Origin of the sequence: Lewinella sp. 4G2, assembly GCF_001625015.1 — a bacterium.
Classification (GTDB): Bacteria; Bacteroidota; Bacteroidia; order Chitinophagales; family Saprospiraceae; genus Neolewinella.
In genome coordinates, this window is sequence record NZ_LVWJ02000014.1 from 477,126 (window position 1) to 493,909 (window position 16,784).

At 56.9% G+C, this 16,784-nt stretch carries 13 protein-coding genes; 5 read left to right on the forward strand and 8 right to left on the reverse strand.

The annotated features are described in order from the left end of the window. Positions 1-204: 204 nt before the first annotated feature. From rluF to A3850_RS03490, 4 genes are all read right to left on the reverse strand, one after another. On the reverse strand, positions 205-933 hold the full coding sequence (rluF, locus tag A3850_RS03475) for a 23S rRNA pseudouridine(2604) synthase RluF (RefSeq protein ID WP_068214236.1): 729 nt from the start codon (positions 931-933) through the stop codon (positions 205-207). Between the two features lie 283 nt (positions 934-1,216). Then, entirely contained in the window at positions 1,217-2,005 is a 789-nt protein-coding gene (locus tag A3850_RS03480) for a hypothetical protein (protein WP_068214238.1), read from the reverse strand. A gap of 287 nt (positions 2,006-2,292) precedes the next feature. After that, positions 2,293-3,420 (reverse strand): aminopeptidase, encoded by a 1,128-nt coding sequence (locus A3850_RS03485; protein WP_068214240.1) that lies wholly within the window; start codon positions 3,418-3,420, stop codon positions 2,293-2,295. Between the two features lie 224 nt (positions 3,421-3,644). Continuing rightward, complete coding sequence (locus A3850_RS03490) at positions 3,645-6,824, reverse strand: immunoglobulin-like domain-containing protein (protein WP_068214243.1); 3,180 nt, start codon at positions 6,822-6,824, stop codon at positions 3,645-3,647. Positions 6,825-7,202: 378 nt separating this feature from the next. On the opposite strand from A3850_RS03490, the gene A3850_RS03495 reads away from it, so the two are divergent. The 3 genes from A3850_RS03495 (at position 7,203) to A3850_RS03505 (ending at position 9,938) form a co-directional block, all read left to right on the forward strand. After that, positions 7,203-8,042 carry a DUF2911 domain-containing protein gene (locus A3850_RS03495; RefSeq protein ID WP_068219373.1) on the forward strand — a complete coding sequence of 280 codons (840 nt, stop codon included), beginning with the start codon at positions 7,203-7,205 and terminating at the stop codon, positions 8,040-8,042. Positions 8,043-8,442: 400 nt separating this feature from the next. After that, a complete protein-coding gene (locus A3850_RS03500; protein ID WP_082921595.1) occupies positions 8,443-8,964 on the forward strand; it encodes a GAF domain-containing protein in 522 nt (173 codons plus the stop codon). Positions 8,965-9,173: 209 nt separating this feature from the next. Next, positions 9,174-9,938 (forward strand): ScpA family protein, encoded by a 765-nt coding sequence (locus A3850_RS03505; RefSeq protein WP_068214245.1) that lies wholly within the window; start codon positions 9,174-9,176, stop codon positions 9,936-9,938. A 75-nt stretch (positions 9,939-10,013) separates the two neighbouring features. Here A3850_RS03505 and A3850_RS03510 read toward each other — a convergent pair whose 3' ends face one another. Next, complete coding sequence (locus tag A3850_RS03510) at positions 10,014-10,847, reverse strand: penicillin-binding transpeptidase domain-containing protein (RefSeq protein ID WP_068214247.1); 834 nt, start codon at positions 10,845-10,847, stop codon at positions 10,014-10,016. A gap of 66 nt (positions 10,848-10,913) precedes the next feature. Between A3850_RS03510 and A3850_RS03515 the strand changes: the two genes are divergently transcribed. Continuing rightward, positions 10,914-11,276 (forward strand): DUF1304 domain-containing protein, encoded by a 363-nt coding sequence (locus A3850_RS03515; protein ID WP_068214249.1) that lies wholly within the window; start codon positions 10,914-10,916, stop codon positions 11,274-11,276. Positions 11,277-11,448: 172 nt separating this feature from the next. Here A3850_RS03515 and A3850_RS03520 read toward each other — a convergent pair whose 3' ends face one another. From A3850_RS03520 to A3850_RS03530, 3 genes are all read right to left on the reverse strand, one after another. After that, the gene (locus tag A3850_RS03520) at positions 11,449-13,377 is read right to left on the reverse strand and encodes a sodium/solute symporter (protein ID WP_068214251.1); all 1,929 of its coding nucleotides are present in this window, start codon (positions 13,375-13,377) and stop codon (positions 11,449-11,451) included. A 154-nt stretch (positions 13,378-13,531) separates the two neighbouring features. Then, a complete protein-coding gene (locus A3850_RS03525; RefSeq protein WP_068214253.1) occupies positions 13,532-14,113 on the reverse strand; it encodes a hypothetical protein in 582 nt (193 codons plus the stop codon). 126 nt (positions 14,114-14,239) lie between these two features. Next, positions 14,240-15,880 (reverse strand): GMC family oxidoreductase, encoded by a 1,641-nt coding sequence (locus tag A3850_RS03530; protein ID WP_068214255.1) that lies wholly within the window; start codon positions 15,878-15,880, stop codon positions 14,240-14,242. Positions 15,881-15,983: 103 nt separating this feature from the next. Between A3850_RS03530 and recO the strand changes: the two genes are divergently transcribed. Continuing rightward, on the forward strand, positions 15,984-16,709 hold the full coding sequence (gene recO / locus A3850_RS03535) for a DNA repair protein RecO (RefSeq protein ID WP_068214257.1): 726 nt from the start codon (positions 15,984-15,986) through the stop codon (positions 16,707-16,709). The last annotated feature ends 75 nt before the right edge of the window (positions 16,710-16,784 follow it).

A 16,784-nucleotide genomic window follows, 5' to 3' on the forward strand; every position in this document is an offset into this window, starting at 1 on the left:
AGATGTATTAGACGCTAGAGAAGAGCGTGGATACAGTCTCCTTTATCCCCTTTATCTTCTTTTACTTCTTGTCGAAAACTACCAAAAAGCCAGTTTCGCAAAGAAGTTTAAGATGTTTTAGACGCTAGAGAAGTGATTGGATACCGTCTCCTTTTTCTCCTTAAGCTCCTTTTTCCCCCTGTCGAAAACCATCACACAAGCTCCTTATTCTCCTTTATCTTCTTTTACGTCTTGTCGAAAACTTGTCAGCGCTAGCAACACCTCCAACTCATCCTCCCGCAACGTCCGCCACTCCCCCACCGGTAACTTGGCGAGGCGGACGTTCATGATGCGCGTGCGTTTGAGCGTGCGGACTTCGTATCCCAGGTACTCACACATACGGCGGATCTGCCGGTTGAGGCCTTGATTGAGGATAATGCGGAATTTCTTCTGCCCAATCTTTTCCACTTCACAACGGCGGGTAACGGTGCCGAGGATGGGAATGCCGCCGGCCATGGCGCGGACGAACTCCCGGTCGATGGGCTTATCTACCGTCACGATGTACTCCTTATCGTGGGCGTTCTCTACCCGGAGGATTTTGTTGACAATATCGCCGTCGTTCGTTAGCAGGATGAGGCCCGTGGAGGGTTTATCCAGCCGCCCGATCGGGAAGATGCGCTCGGGGTAATTGACGAAATCGATGATGTTGGTCTTGTCCCGCTGGTCCGTCGTGCAGGTGATGCCGGCTGGCTTGTGCAGGGCGAGGTAGACCGTTTCGGGCTTGGCGCCGATAGCTTTTCCGTCCAGCAGAACGGTATCCCCTTCTTCCACCCGGTTACCCCGTTTGGCCGTGACGCCGTTGAGTTGGACGCGGCCGGCGTCGAGCAACTTATCCGCCTCGCGGCGCGAGCAGACTCCGGTGGAGGAGATAAACTTGTTGATGGAAACGCTCAAAAGTCTGTAGGCTGCGATTAAGACCGAGCGCTTGGAGAACCCTAACCCCTTCGCAGGCTGCGCTGGCGAAGGAATTAGGGCCGCTCCAAGACTCTAAATAATTCTTTGATTTTTATGCCCTTTCAGTTAGTGACGGATTTTCATCAGGTTCTCCAGGCGGCCTCGAACCCAAGCGAAGCGCAGTTCGAGGTTCCTGGAGCGGCCGGTCCGCAGCGTAAGTAGTCTATAGTCCCGGGGCATCCCACTATAGACTACAGACTATAGACTTATTCACTACAAACGATCAATCTATATTGTCAGAACTCGAACCGTCATCGCTCTCACTGTCATTTGCCTCCTCCTTCTCCTCTTCCTTCCGTTTCTGGATCTTATTGAGGAGTTTCGCGGCGCGGAGCATGAAGTCGCCATGGTGTTCGTGGTATTCGTTGAAAACCATCATGAGGCGGGCCGCGTCGAAGGCAGCGGTGCCGGGCATGATCTGGCGGGCGGCGATGGGGTGCAGCCAGTACTCCAGGTTGTAGGAGCGGAGGTAGGACCGGTCCGTATGGAAATCGATCACCGTCGAGAGCTTGTTCAGGCTGAAGAGGTAATCCGTTTCCCGGTTGAGGTCCTTCTGGATGTCGATGATGTTGACGTAGTCGAAGCTAACGCCACTGCGCTCACACAGGAAAATGTCGCGGCGGCCGTCAAAGACGATCATGTCGTCAAAGCGGTACTTGCGCAAGTTCTTGTGAAGGAAGTTCTTCACGGCCGCTTTCGTGGACCGCAGGTTGCGGAAGGCAAATTGGAGGTCGCGGTCCGAGAGGCGGAACTCTTCGTCGTAACGGAAACGGCGGTTGCTGCGCATGTTCAGGACCTCCCGTACGCGGCGGACGGTGTGGCCAAGCTCATCCGTCTCGGCGTATACGTCGACGATGTCCACGTCGGCCTGGTTGATCCAGGATTCGAGGAAGATCTTGTTGGAGCCGCGCTCGAAGACAAGCAGGGCGATTTCGGAGATGGCGTAAAAGTTCGGGTATCCTCCGTAGATGTTACCGTATTTCAGCTCTAGGAAGGCAATATTTTCGTTCACGTTGGGCGGTTAATTTCAGTAAAGTACCTCTGGGCCGTAGCCCCACCGAGGTTTGGTTTGGATTAGTTCTGTTGCTTCGTATGCTCAGGTAAAAGTGCAAATGGGCGCACGGTGTTCTGGGATCGTAGTGCCGCAAGTTAGCAATTTGCTACACAAACAGACAACGCGCGATTGAGCGGATTGTTATCCTACCTGCTCACACGCGCTATCCTGTCTCATTTTCAAGTTTCACCGGGGCGTACTCACTGGCAAATTCACCTTCCGTACTGCCTAATCCGGCTTAGTGTTTACGCCGCCGGCCACAATTCGGGGATAAACAAACCGTCGACGTAAATTAATTCCCCATCCGCGTAAATCTGGCCGCCTTTTTTCATGTCGGCGATCATATCCCAGTGCACGCTGGACTGGTTCTTCCCGCCACACTGCGCGTAACTCTGGCCGATGGCCATGTGGACCGTCCCGCCAATCTTCTCGTCGAATAGGATGTTTTTGCTGAAGCGGTCAATGGTGTAATTCGTCCCGATCGCCGCTTCCCCAAAGCGCCGGGTGCCCTCGATCTTAAAGGTCTCATCCAGCACGTCCTGGCCCTCTTCGGCTGTCCAGCTTTCGATGTAGCCATCCTTCACGGTGAGGGTCACGCCACGGACGACCTTCCCGCTATTGATGGCCGGGTAATCGAAGTGGATCTTCCCGTTCACGCTGTCCTCTTCCGGGCTGGTATAGACTTCGCCGGAGGGCATATTCGTTTGTCCGTCGCTGTTGATCCACGTGCGGCCGTTGGTGGTGAAGGTGATGTCCGACCGGTCATTGACGTAGCGGAAGGTGGTACAGCTATTGAGTTTATCGACGACAGTCTGCTGGCGTTCCCGCACGGCTAACCAGGCGCCTTTCGGGTCCGTACTCGTGGCTTTGGTGGCCTGCATCACGAAGTCGGTGTATTCCTCCAAGCTCATACCGGCCTCCTCGGCGAGGGCCGGGCAGGGGTAGACGCAGGAGTTGCGTTTCAGCCCCCCGGGTTCGCCGCGCCGGGCCGTCCGGGCGAAGTACATTTCGTAGTAGGGCTTCACCGCTTCCCGCCGGGCGTTGCGCAATTCCTCGGCCGGTGGTTCCTGCCGCAGGTTGAAGGGCGCCCGGATGTTGATGTAGGCCTCAAAATTCTCCATCGCTTCCCGGAAGAGCACGCCCACGTAACCCGCCTGTTCGGGGCTGGCGTAATCCCTGATGGCAGCGCCACCACCCTCCACGGCAAGGTCGTATTCCAGGTGACCACCGGCTTTCAGGACGGCTTCCTGCAGGGCGCCAATCAGCGGTGCGGCGAGGGTCGTCGTGCTCACGTAGAGGCGTTCGCCGGCCTGTAACTCTACACAGTAGTTTACGAGGAGGTCGGCGTAAGCGGTAAGTTGTTCTTTGGTCATGGTCGTTGTTAGTTGGGTACCCGGGCGTGCGAAACTTACAGTTGAGCGCCCCAACTGAGCGGGCGCTGCCGCAGGTGCAAAGCTCAGGAACGAGAAAAGAGGGATGCCGGTTGTCCAGTTGGATACTGCAAAATAAAAGTGCCCGCCCCACCCTGCGCTGCGCTACGGGTCGGGCGGGCACTCCCGCAGTCCGGAAAGTTCCGGATTAAGCTAAACTAAGGTGATCAAATACCCTGCTGGAAGGTACCGATGATGATCGTCAGCTGCTTACCCGTGAAGTCGAGATCCTCATCGTACATATCCGCGGGGATGTAGATGGTCGTCGCTTCCGTAGCTGCGTCAATGGCATCCTGAACGGAACTGTAGTACTGACCCGTTTCTTCGAGGTAAACGCGTACTTCACCGCCGTTACCACTGACGTTGAAGGTGGCTTCCGCGCCATCGTCCGTGCCTACGGTGACAGTGCCGGTTTTGCCGTTTGCCGTAGCCGGGTCAAAGGTGACGTCGAAGGTAACCGTACCGTTTTCGCCAATCATGCTGGCACTGACATTGCTCACAGTAAAGTCGCTGCTGGAGGACGTTACCATGAGGTTGTTACCCGCCACGTTACCACTGTTCGTGATCGTGTAGGTCTTTACCGGCCGTGGGTCGGCGCTCATCCGGTTGACGGTGCCGAAGTCGGTACCTACCGTAGCGGCGTCCGTGCTCAGGGCGGCGCCCAGGACGGTTACTTCCCGCTCCACGGGGGTGGCGGCGTTATTAGCGTCGTCCGTTGCGGTGAAGGTGAGGGTGTAGGTTCCGGGAGTGGTCACGTCCACGCTACCTGCGGTGGTGGCGGTCAGTCCGGAAGTACAGTTATCAGCGACGGTCGCGCCGGCATCCGTGTAAGGTTGGTTCAGCGGCACGTCCATCATCGCCATCCCGTTGAGGGTGATGACTGGCAGGACGTCGTCCGTTACCACTACGGTTGTGGCGCAGCTAGCCAGGGCAGCCGTTCCTGCTGGTCCGCGGACGTACAGCGTAACGTTCACCCCGTTCGCACCTGCGTCAGCGCAAGAAAAGTCGCGAGAGGTCTGGGTGCCAGCAGCGTCGAAGCTGTAGACGAGGTCATCGCCTAAGCATTCCGTGAGGAGGGGGCCATTTTGGTCTTCGAGGGAAGTCGCTTCGACGGTAATGGTCGTCCCGTCGCCGTCAGAAAGATTGACGCTGACGTCGCCACAAACTACTTCGGCCGTTTCGCAGGTTTCGGCGATATCGACGATGCTGGCACAGCCCGCTGCATTGTTGAAGACGGTTACGCTGCCACCGTTGTCGTTGATAGTAGCCTGCAGGTCGCAGTCAATGGAGCAACAGGCGCTGAAGTTGGTGTTGCCGGAGATGGTGAGGTCGCCGCTGGACAGGGTGAACTCTTCCAGGTCCAGCCCACCAGTCAGGTTGCTGTTGTCAGTAAGTACGAGGCCGCCGGTCGTCACGCCGTCGGAGGGTACGTCTACGGTCGCCAGGGCTGTGTTGCCAGAGAGGGTAAACGGACCACCGACGGTCGCCAGTTTAGGAATCTTTAGCGTGGTGAGCGCAGCGTTATTGTTGAGGGTGATGCCATTGGTGACGCTCGTCAGTTCCGGGAATTCTACCGTGGCCAAGTTGTTGCCCAACGCATTGGGAGAAGTGATCGAGATAGAATTGGCGGAGTTGGCCCGAATGATTGCGCGGGACGCCATTTCGTTCCCCTCCAGCGTGATATTGCCGTTAAAATCCAGCACTCCGGAGTTACCGAGTTGGATATCGTTGCGCGCGAAGTTTTTGATACTAATGTCGCCACCTACGAGTGAGAGGCTGTTGAAGAATACGTTGAAGGGGTTATTTGGCGTCGCATTTTCCAGGATCAGGTCTCCGCCGATGTTGCGCACCAGAAAGAGCTTCAGGGCGTCGGATGCCCCCGTAAAACCAGTGCCAGGACTCGTGATCGATAGGTCTCCAGCAATGTTGACGCCCAAGGTCTGGACGTTATTGTTATTGGAGTTAACGTTCAGATCCCGGAAAAGGGGGTGGTTACCGGAAAGTCTGAAGGAACCAAAATTTAGGATATCGGGAAATTGAATAACTGCTAATTCCGGATTGTCAGCCAGGACGTAGTTACCTACGGTTTGGGTGTTCTGCATGAAGATGCTCCCCAGATTATTGTTGCCACTAATGGTGATATCGCCACAAGTCTGGCAGGTAAACTTCAGACCGGTAGCGGAGGTATGGGTATTATTTGCAAAAGTAGTTGCTCCCGTTTGGGTGCGGAAGTTGATCTCCTGGCCGGCTTCGAAAGGATTATCGGTCAGCGTAAGCGTACCGGTAAGATTTGAGCTGGGGTCATTTCTGGCGAGACGGATGGAGCGCGCAATGTTGTTGAAGAGCATGTTGCCCCCTACGGAAAATAGTTTCTGCATTTCAATCTGGGCCGCCACTTTGCTCTGGTTCGTAAAGGCGACGTTCCCGGTAATGAATTCGATGCCATCGAAGTTAAAGAATGGCCGCGAACCACTGGGGCGGTCGTTGTTAGTTACGGTCAGGTTACCAGTGATCGTGGAATTCGTTTTCCCCTTAAAATTGATCACGTTAAGCTCCGGTTGGCTATCCTGAATGGTAACGTTCTTCGTAGAAGTGATCTGAAAACAGGTGATCTCCCGCAACTTGGCATTACGCTCAACCAGGAAGTCTCCGGAGATCGTATTCAGATTATTCAGAGACAGTTGCGTCAGTTCGGGGTTGTTACTCACCGTAAGGGCGCCGGAAACGTTGAGGTCCCCCAACTGAAGATTATTGGAAAGGAAGGTATTGGTTACCGTGAAGGGGCCGGTGATTTGGTCCAGGTTGAAGAACTTTACGTCCTTTAGGCCACCCGTCCGGCTAGCGTCAATGTTATCCGTCAGGATAAGACGGTCGATGGTGCCATCCAGGTTATTTAGGGAGACCTGCCACTGGCCGTTACCAACGGAGTTCGTGACTTCCACACCGCCTCCGATGGAGGTGACGCTTTCCATCTTTACCTGCGAAAGGCTGCCGGAGGCATCGCGCACGATGAGGTCACCGCCGATGGTCGTCAGATTATCCCAGGAGACGAAGCCCTGATTATCGTTGGTCCAGCCGAGGATGGAGATCGTTCCCGTCACCTCGATCAAGTCCTTAATGTTATTGAGGTCGGAGATGGCACCGCCCGCCATCGGCACGCCACCGTTGAGGGTCAGGTTACCGTCTACCGTGGTGTAGCGGTCGTTGTTGCCATCCACGAAGGCCTGGATGTCGGCGTTGGAGGAAAGAGTAACGTCGCCCGTGAAAGTTTGGGCGGAGAGTTGGCCGGTGCACAAGCACGCTAGCAGACAGACCACGAGGGTGGCCAAAGAGGAAAAACGATGCATGACGACAGTGTCTTGGTTGTTGTTGAAATAGGTAAGCGGCACAAAATAGACGAAAGGAAAGAGCCTGGGAAGGCCAAATACTGTTTTTTCACCATACGTACGGATGCAATCGATTGAAAGCAGGAATTAGTCAACTCAGCCCCTGAATATGGACAAATTGGTGGGGCGAACCGTCCTAATAAACTCCCAACGGGTGAAGCTCACAACAATTCTTGTAGCCACACGGTATACATTTAGGTCCTTACCTTCGGGTTGCTTCCCGGTCCCATTCCTTGGCACCCGCGGCAGCGACACGAAGTTAGTCCCGCACTCAGTCGGGGCGCCCAAAATACCTTGTCAATTACCGGCCAGCACGGCCACAACCAAACCAACCAAACTATGCGCAAGCAACTACTTACCCTCCTGTTGGCCTTCATGGCCCTTGGCCTTACCGCTCAGATCACCACCCCCGCCGCCAGCCCGAAGGCGAAGACGGAAACCGTCATCGGCCTCACCGACGTGCACGTGGAATACAGCCGCCCCGGCGTGAAGGGCCGCAAGATCTTTGCCGCGGACGGCCTCGTGCCCTACGGCGAAGTATGGCGCACCGGCGCTAACGCCGCCACGAAACTGACCGTCAGCGACGACGTCATGATCGGCGGGCAGGAAGTAAAGGCCGGCAGCTACGCCGTGCTCACCAAGCCGATGGCCGCCCAGTGGGAAGTCATGTTTTTCCCCTACGAAAGCGGCAGCTGGAACAGCTACGTGGATAAGATCCCCGCCGCCAAAGTCATGGCCACGAGCATGAAAATGGGCGACGCGAAAGTCGAGAACTTCACCATCATGTTCGACGAGTACACCATGGACGGCGCCAACATGTATATGATGTGGGACCAGACGATGGCCATGCTGCCCATCAAAACCAACGCTATGGAAGCCGTACAGGCCAACATCAAGCGCGTCATGGCCGGCCCGAGCATGAACGACTACTACAACGCCGCCACCTTCACCGCCGAAACCGGCGACAACAAGGCCGCCCTCGAAATGATCACCAAAGCCAACATGATGGCCGGCGACAACGCCCGCTTCTGGATGCTGCGCCGCCAGGGCCTCATCCAGGAAAGCCTCGGCATGAAGTCAGAAGCCAAGAAGAGTTTCGAAATGTCCCTCGCCAAGGCCAAGGAGGCGGGGAATATGGACTACGTGCGGATGAACGAGAAATCGCTCAAGATGCTCTAGAGACGTTAGACTTTAGAAGTTAGATTTTGGACGCTTCATTCGGTTGCTTCGCTTCCTCACTTGGAAAGAGACGTTAGACTTTAGAAGTTAGATTTTAGACGCTTCATTCGGTCGCTTCGCTTCCCTCACTTGGAAAGAGACGTTAGACTTTAGAAGTTAGATTTTGGACGCTTTATTCGGTCGCTTCGCTTCCCTCACTTGGAAAGAGACGTTAGACTTTAGAAGTTAGATTTTAGACGCTTCATTCGGTCGCTTCGCTTCCTCACTTGGGGAGAACGAAAGGGCCGGGTGAAGCGTCTTCTAATTTCCGTAAACTCGCAACTCGATACTTGCCACTCGCCACTCGCCACTCGCAACTCGCAACTTGCAACTCGATACTCGCCACTCCAATACTCAAAAAATGTCCGCCAGCGCCACTATGCCTTACTTCATCAAGCCGTCCGTAAATCTTTCCGCTGCGGAGAAGGAGGCTGCCTACGCGCTCGCTCACCAGCAAATCGTAGCGACGATCGGGGACGAAACGGATGAGACCATCAAGATGGTCACCATCAACTGCCTGCTGAAGACCCATTTGCCCTATTACTACTGGGTCGGTTTCTACCTGAACCGCGGCGACGAAACGCTCACGGTCGGGCCGTATCAGGGTACGCTCGGTTGCCTCTACATCAAGTTTGGCCGCGGGGTTTGTGGCACGGTGGCGCTGTCGCAGGTGCCAAAAATTGTGGGGGATTGCCACGCCCTGGCGCAAGGGACCGAGCACATCGCCTGTGACCCCAACAGCCGTTCGGAGATCGTGCTCCCGGTGATGCGAAAGGATGGATCCCTCCTCGGTGTTTTTGACGTAGACAGCAGTGAGGTGGCGTCTTTTGATGGGGTGGATTTGAGGTGGTTGGAAAGGATACTAACAGTCTTCAGTCTATAGTCTGTAGTCTATAGTGGCTCTGGGCAGTTGACTATAGACTACAGACTATAGACTATCAACGCCCGGCCGCTCCAGGAACCCTCCACTGCGCTTCGCTTGGGTGTAGGGCCGCCTGGAGAGCCTAATTACTATAGACTACAGACTATAGACTCACTACCTTTACTCGCAACGAATAGGAACCCGAAAGCTTAAATCCCCCCACTCCCCCCTTGGCTACCTACCAAATCAAACTCCCCCAATTCGAAGGGCCCTTCGACCTGCTGCTGTTCTTCATTGAGCGGGACGAGCTGGATATCTACGACATCCCCATCAGCCAGGTGACGAACGACTTTCTGGCTTACCTCCACGAGGCGCAGACGATGGATATTGACCTGGCCAGCGAATTCGTTCTCGTGGCCGCTACGCTCTGCCGGATCAAGGCCAAGATGCTCATCCCCCGTAAGCCCGTGGATGAGGAGGGCAACGAAATTGACCCACGCGAAGAGCTCGTCGCCCGGCTACTGGAGTACAAACGGTACAAATCCGTCCTGGACGAGCTTCGCCGCCTGGAGACCGAACGCGGCATGCGTAACTACCGGGGCAACATCACTTCCGAGCTCGCCCAAATTGCCACCCGCGCCCTGGTGGACGTGGAACTCGAATCCGTCACCCTCTTCAAACTCCTGAAGGCCTACGAGCGGATGCTCACGAAGATGGAAGAGGCGGCTAACCGGCCCGTCGTCCACGAGATTGCCCAATTCAGCCACACCATTGAGGAGCAGCAGGAGCGGATCCTGACCATGGTCGGCGGCATCACCTTCGGCAAAAGCCGGCCCAGTTTTACGGATGTCTTTGCGGCCTGCAAGACGAGAATCCACGCCATCGTTACCTTTCTCGGCCTACTCGAATTACTGAATGCGCGAGAGATCACGTTGATTCCCGGGGAGGGGGTGAATAATTTTTGGTTGGGGCTGCCGGGTGGGGAGGAGGAGTGAGTAGTCAGGTAGTACGGTAGTCGGGTAGTAGCATAGTGCGTGACTACCCGACTTCGCTACTACCTGACTACCCGACTACCCGACTAAAACACTAACAGCTATCTCCACCCGGCTCTTCAGAAAAAGCTCCCGATCCAATTCCCCAACGGGCTCAACGTTCACCGCCACGTACCGCACCCGCCCTTCCTGCACCGCGTAGCCGACGAACCAACCGTTGTTGTGGCCGCCGTCAACGGACCAGCCGGTTTTGCCGTAGAGATCGTAGCCATCCCCGTCCGATCTTTTCATGATGGCCTTTAACTCGGAGAGGGTTTCTGGTTGAAGGGGCAGCTTTTCCTCGTGGATTCGGCGTAAGAACTCAATTTGCTCCAGTGGCGTGATCCTGGCAGAGCCCAGTAGCCAGAACAGGTCGATGCTGTCAGCGCTGACCCGGAAATCACCGTAGTCCAGCTTAGCCAGGTAGTGGTTCATGGAGTCGGGGCCGATCCGCCGGGCGAGGCCCTGGTAGCAGGGGACGCAGGAGCGGGCGTAGGCCTGGGCCAAGGTCATATCCTTATTCCAGGATTCGACGTTGCGAGTAGTCCCATCCCACTCAAAAATGGTGTTCCGGTCCTCCAGCAGCCCCATCTCCAGGCCAATGGCGGTGTTCACAATTTTGAAGGTGGAGGCCGGCAAAGCTCCCGCTGTCTTCCAAGCGAAGTCATTGGAAAAAAGACTATCGGTAACGGCGTCGTAGAGCAGGACGCTTCCGATCAAGTCACGGTCGCTGAAGAGGGTGTCCCAATCCGCCATCTCCCGGCGCTCCGTGTAAGTTGGTGGATATTCCCGGTCCAAGGGTTCCCCAACGGAAATACCATAGGCACAAAGGAGGATGGCAAGTACGCAACCGGTAGCTATGAATCTGATCATCTGGATGGCCGAGGGATAATTATCGTTTCTTGGTCCAACAAGAAACGACATTTAACAATCACCATTATGCCCCTCTTCGCTCAGATCGTCATCGCCCTGCTTGCCCTCATCCACGTATACATCTTCTGGATGGAGTCGTTTTCCTGGGAGCGGTCTGGCCCAAAAGCCTTTTCAACCCTCCCGCGTGACCTGTTTCCTAAGACAAAGGCAATGGCCCAGAACCAAGGTGTCTACAATGGTTTCCTGGCGGCTGGCCTGGTCTGGTCCCTACTGATCAGTGATCCAACGTGGGCCGTCAATGTCGCACTCTTCTTCCTGGCCTGCATTGCCGTAGCGGGCGTAGTCGGTGCCCTTACGGTGGACCGGAAGATTGCCTTAATTCAGACGGTACCGGCTCTGGTGGGAGTGGGGAGTTTGTTAGTCGGGTAGTAGCGTAGTCGGGTAGTACTTGGTGGGTAGACCTTAGGCTCTCCAGGCGGCCTCAAGCCCAAGCGAAGCGCTGCTTGAGGTTCCTGGAGCGGCCGGAAGTTTTAGTCTACAGTCTGTAGTCTGCAGTCCAAACTACCCGACTACCCTACTACCCGACTACGATACTAAACCCCTAAGCCAAAACCCCATAAATCCCCGCCAGCACCAACAGTACCGCAACGGCCGCCATGTTAAAGCCCGTCCGGGTCTTAAAGAGGTCAGCTTCCAGGTCGATGGCTTTGTGGTCGCGCTTTTGCTTATCCGTGAAGATGAGGGCCAGGACGACGGCGGACAGCACCGCAAACAGGTACACCGCCCAGGTCGGTACGCCGGGGACGGGTTGCACCAGCAAACGAATGGCCGTAGCTACGCCGATGGCAATCACGGAGATGGCTAGTCCAATCCGGAGCGTCATGTCACTCACCAATTTGGCGGGGCCAGAGCTCGTCTCGGCGGCGAAAACAGAAGCGTCGCTGAGTTCTTCGTTGAGGGCAGCGTCCTTGGCGGACTTCTCCGTTACCGCCGAGACCAGGATCATCAGCGCAGAGGAGATGAGGAACAGCAGGGCCATCCGGTCCAGGAAGGGCAGATCCGGCATCAGGAACTTAAAGAAGAGGGCCACCGGAACGGAGACCAGTACCACCACCAGGGCCGCCTTCGCCGTGCCGCGGGGGTAGAACATCCCGAAGATGAAGACCGTCAGTACGCCCGGGCTGATGAAGCCGGTGTACTCCTGAATGATTTGGAAGACCTGTCCGGCATCCGCCAACAACGGCGCGATCACGGCACCCACGAGAAGCGCAGCACCGGCGGCGAGTTGGCCAATCCGTACCTGCGTCTGCTCCCCGGCACCGGGATTAATGAACTTGTTATAGATGTCAATCGTGAAGATGGTCGAAGCCGAATTCACCATGGAGCTGATGGACGAACCGATCGCCGCCACCAGGGCCGCAAAGGTCAGTCCACGCAGGCCCGGGCCGACGTGGTTGGCCAGTACCCAGGGGAAGGCCTGGTCCGCCTTGGCGATGTCCACGGTTTCACCCCTTACCGTCAGCAGGTAGAAGGCAGCGATACCGGGAAGTACGGCGAAGAAGGGGATGAACAGCTTCATCAGGGCTGCGAAAGCAACCCCCTTCTGGGCTTCGGGCAGGCTCTTGGCGGCCAGCGCGCGCTGGATGATGTACTGGTTGTTACCCCAGTAGTAAGTATTTACGATCCACATCCCGCCAAACAGCATGGCAAATCCGGGCAGGAGGTTGAAACTAGATTTCGTCTCTCCCGAAGCCGTATCGACGAAGGTATCGTCCGGCTCAAACAGCATCTCGAAGTGGCCGGGAACGGACTCCACCAGACGGCCGATACCCGTAAAGAGACTGCCATCACCCACGTAGGTAAGGATGCCGTAGGCCGCCGCCGTACCACCGATCAGCAGGACAATCACCTGGATGACGTCCGTCCAGACCACCGCCTTCAAACCACCGAAGATGGAGAAACAGGCGGAGTACAGTACGAGGAAAATGATGCCGGCAATGATGCCGACCGTCTCGAGTTCGCCCGCCGTATAGGTCGATGCGTCCCCGCCCATCAGTTCCACCAGCCAGGTGGTGTTGACGAGTTGCTCAATGGCCAACGCGCCCAGGTAGAGGACAGTAGAGATGTTGACGAATACGAAGAGGATAATCCAGAACACGGACATGATCGTCCGCACCGTCCCGTCGTAGCGTTCTTCGAGGAACTGCGGCATCGTGTAGATCTCCTTTTTCAGGAAGACGGGCAGCAGAAACTTGGCGACGATGATGAGCGTGATGGCGGCCATCAGCTCGTAGGTCGCGATGGCGAGGCCCAGTTCAAACCCCGACCCGTTCATGCCGATCACCTGCTCCGCCGAAATATTGGAAGCGATGAGGGAGCCACCGACCGCCCACCAGGGGAGGCTACGGCTGGCCAAAAAGTAATCGCTGGCCGTCGCGGATTTCTCCCGGTTGGAGATCCAAATGCCGAAGATGATAACGGCGACGATGTAGACGGCAAAAATCGTCAGGTCTAAGCCTTGTAATTGCATGATAGGTAAGTGAAAGTGCTGGCGCGTGGCGCCTGAGGGGGTTGAAACGGGGGCCAATATAGGCTTTAGTCTGTAGTCTTTGGTCTGTAGCCTATAGTCCGGCGGCTACAGACTGCAGACTAAAGACCATAGACTAAATACTCCAGACTATTGACTAATAAATCCTCCTCACCTCCGTCTCAATCACCCCTTCAATCGCCTCGTACACCTTATTCGGCTTCTGCGGCCGCCAGTTGATACCGTTCAAATGTTGGCCGTAGTGGAGGTAATCATCCAGGCCGGTATCGTTCATCTCGTCCATCACCTGGGGGTGGAGGTTTAAAAAGACGATCCAACCCTGGCCGTCGCTCACCTCTTCGTACCATTCTTCGTAGTAGTCCGTGTCCGAGCCGTGGTAGTTGAGGACTCCCTCCATGACGATGATGAATTTTGTCAGCCCACTGGCCAGGAGTTGGTCGATCACCTCCCGTTTCAGGTGCATCGAATCGTTGTGGACGGCGTCGTTCCACTCCCCAATCATCTCAATGATGGCGTAGTGCTCGTCGTAATCCACGTACAGGATCTTCATGTACAGCGTTTCCGCCCCGAATTCATCCCACTGCGGGTGGATCAGGTAGTTATACACCCGGTTGCTGAACCCAAACTCCGAGTACCGGCGGCCAAAAAAGGGGCTATCGTTGTCGTCCTCGGCCCGGTAGCGTTCGCGCCAGTTGAAGTGGGGTTCGATGTCGTGCAAAGGGGGGGTGGGTTGGTTTTACAGTTAAAGGGTGAGTGCTGGCTTTTTGTTTTAACTGGAGTCGGTGCCACGGTATTTTGGTGCTTTGGTGCTTTGGGCTACTGCACGGCTCCGTAGCCCAAAGCACTAAAGCACCAAAGCACTACCTCTCTCCGCAATCATATAAACCGCCGCGTTCGTATTCCCCGAGACGATCGTCGGCATGATCGAGGCATCAATTACGCGCAGGCCTTCCACGCCGCGTACGCGGAGTTCGTCGTCCACTACGGCCATTGCGTCGTGGCCCATTTTACAGGTGCCTACGGGGTGGTAGATGGTTTCCACTTGTTTCTGCACGTGTTCCCAGGCGGCGCTGTCCCCGATACTGTTCGTGGCGAGTTGGGCGCTCGCGCTGGTGCGAAGTTGGGGATGGAGCGCGCGATCGCGGTAAACGTCAAAGGCCGGGGCCGCCAGGACGTCAGCGGCGCGGCGGACGGCTTCCACCATCACCTTCCGGTCGTCCTCCTCGGCGAAAAAGTTGGGTTGGATGACGGGCGGATCGAGTGGATCCTTGGAGGAAAGGGATACCGTCCCCCTACTCTTCGGCCGTAACAGGGAGGGGAGAATACTAAACCCATCCTGGTCCTGGGGGAAGGTCTTGTAGTCGTGGAAATCCGTCGTGTAACCCGGCCCCATGTGGAAGGAGGAGAACTGAAACTGGAAATCCACCCGGTCCGGGCTGAGGGAAGTCGAGCCGTAGGCCACCGCCTCCAACGGGCCAATGTTGAGGAAACCCGTCTTCGCCAGGTAGTACTGAGCCACGGACTTCGCCTGGCTGAAGAGGGACATACTCGTATTCTGCCCCACGTTCTGTTTGGCGGTGCAACCGACCGGCACGAAGAGGTGGTCCTGCAGGTTCTTCCCGACGCCCGGGAGGTCCACTTTACAGGCGATGCCGTGGCCCTCCAACTCCTCCCGCGCTCCCACTCCGGATACCATCAACAGCTGGGGGCTACCGAAGGCGCCGGCGGCGAGCAACACTTCCTTGCGGCACCGGTATTCCACCTTCCCCCGCACCTGCGTGAGCGCCCTAATTCCGATGGCTCTGTCTTTCTCAATGATGATCTCGGTCGTGTGGGTGCCGGTGACGACGGTGAGGTTGGGCCGCCGCATGGCCGGTTTGAGGAAGGCCGTGTACCCGCTCTCCCGCTTGCCGTCGCGGATGGTGAACTGGAAGAGGCCCGCCCCGGCCTGCTCGGCCCCGTTGGTGTCGTCGTTGCGCCGGAAACCGGACTGCACGCAGGCCTCGATGAAAGCCGTGGAAAAGGGCGTACGGAAGCGGTTGGGGTAGGACACGCGGAGCTCGCCGCCGCGCCCGTGGTAGGCGTCGTCCAGGTTTTCGTTGTCCTCCGATTTCTTGAAGTAGGGCAGCACGTCGTCGTAGCTCCACCCCTTGTTGCCCAGGGCCGCCCAGTCGTCGTAATCCGCCCGGTTGCCGCGGACGTACGCCATCGCGTTCGTCGAACTGCTGCCACCCAGGACCTTCCCCCGCGGCAGGTAAAGCCGGCGGTTGAGGAGCTGTTCCTGCGGCTCCGACCAGAACCCCCAGTCGTATTTCGACTTGTGCAGCTTCATGTAGGCCCCCGGCGTATCGATGAGCCACGACTTGGCGGGCCCTCCGGCCTCGACGAGCAAAACGGTCGTCGCCGGGTCTTCGGAGAGCCGCGCGGCGAGGAGGGAACCGGCCGAGCCGGCGCCGACGATGATGTAGTCGTAGTGGGGTTGCATGTGGGGTGGGCAAATTTAGCGAAATTTCGCTGGCTCGGTTCCTGGCCTCCGGCCGGGTCAGTACCCAGCACAACCACCCCCCACCCTCCCCCGTTACTCAACCATGCTCACAAAAACCCGCGGCCTCATCTTCCGCGCCACCAAGTACGGCGAATCCAGCCTCATTCTGGAAGTGTACACGGAGGTGTACGGCATCCGCAAGTACATCGTCAGTGGGGTGCGCAAGGCGCGGTCGAGCACGCCGGCCAGCATCGTGCAGCCCATGAATTTGGTCGACCTCATCGCCTACGAGCGGCCCGGCAAAGACCTGCAGCGCATCAAGGAAGCGCGGCCCAGCCACATCTACACCCAGATTCCGTTCGACGTATTCCGCGGCACGATCGGCCTCTTCATGCTGGAGATGACGCGCAACTCCATCCGCGAATCCGAAGAGAATCCGGAGCTCTTCAGCTACCTCCACAACGCTTTCGTTTTCCTCGACGAGACGAAGGGGCCCATCACCCACATCCACCTCCACTACCTGCTGGGGTTGACGGGTTACCTCGGCTTCCTCCCCTCCGGCGAGTGGTCGCCCGAAACCCCGCTATTCGACCTCAAAGCCGGTGCCTTCATCGGCGGCTTCCCCGGCCACACGGAGTACCTCGACGAGGCGCGCGCTAAACTCATGTTCGATCTTCTCCACGTCCTCCCCGGCGATCTCGATCAGGTCACCTCCACCCGCGAAGACCGCCAGAGTTTGCTCACCGACGTCGTTCGCTACTACCGCCACCACATCGAGGGCATGCGCGAAGTCAATAGCCTGGCCGTTCTCCGAACCGTCATGCAATAGCACTGCGTGATTCTCGGTATTTGATTCTCGATTCTCGATACTCGATTCTCGATATCTGATTGGCTGCCGCCGTTA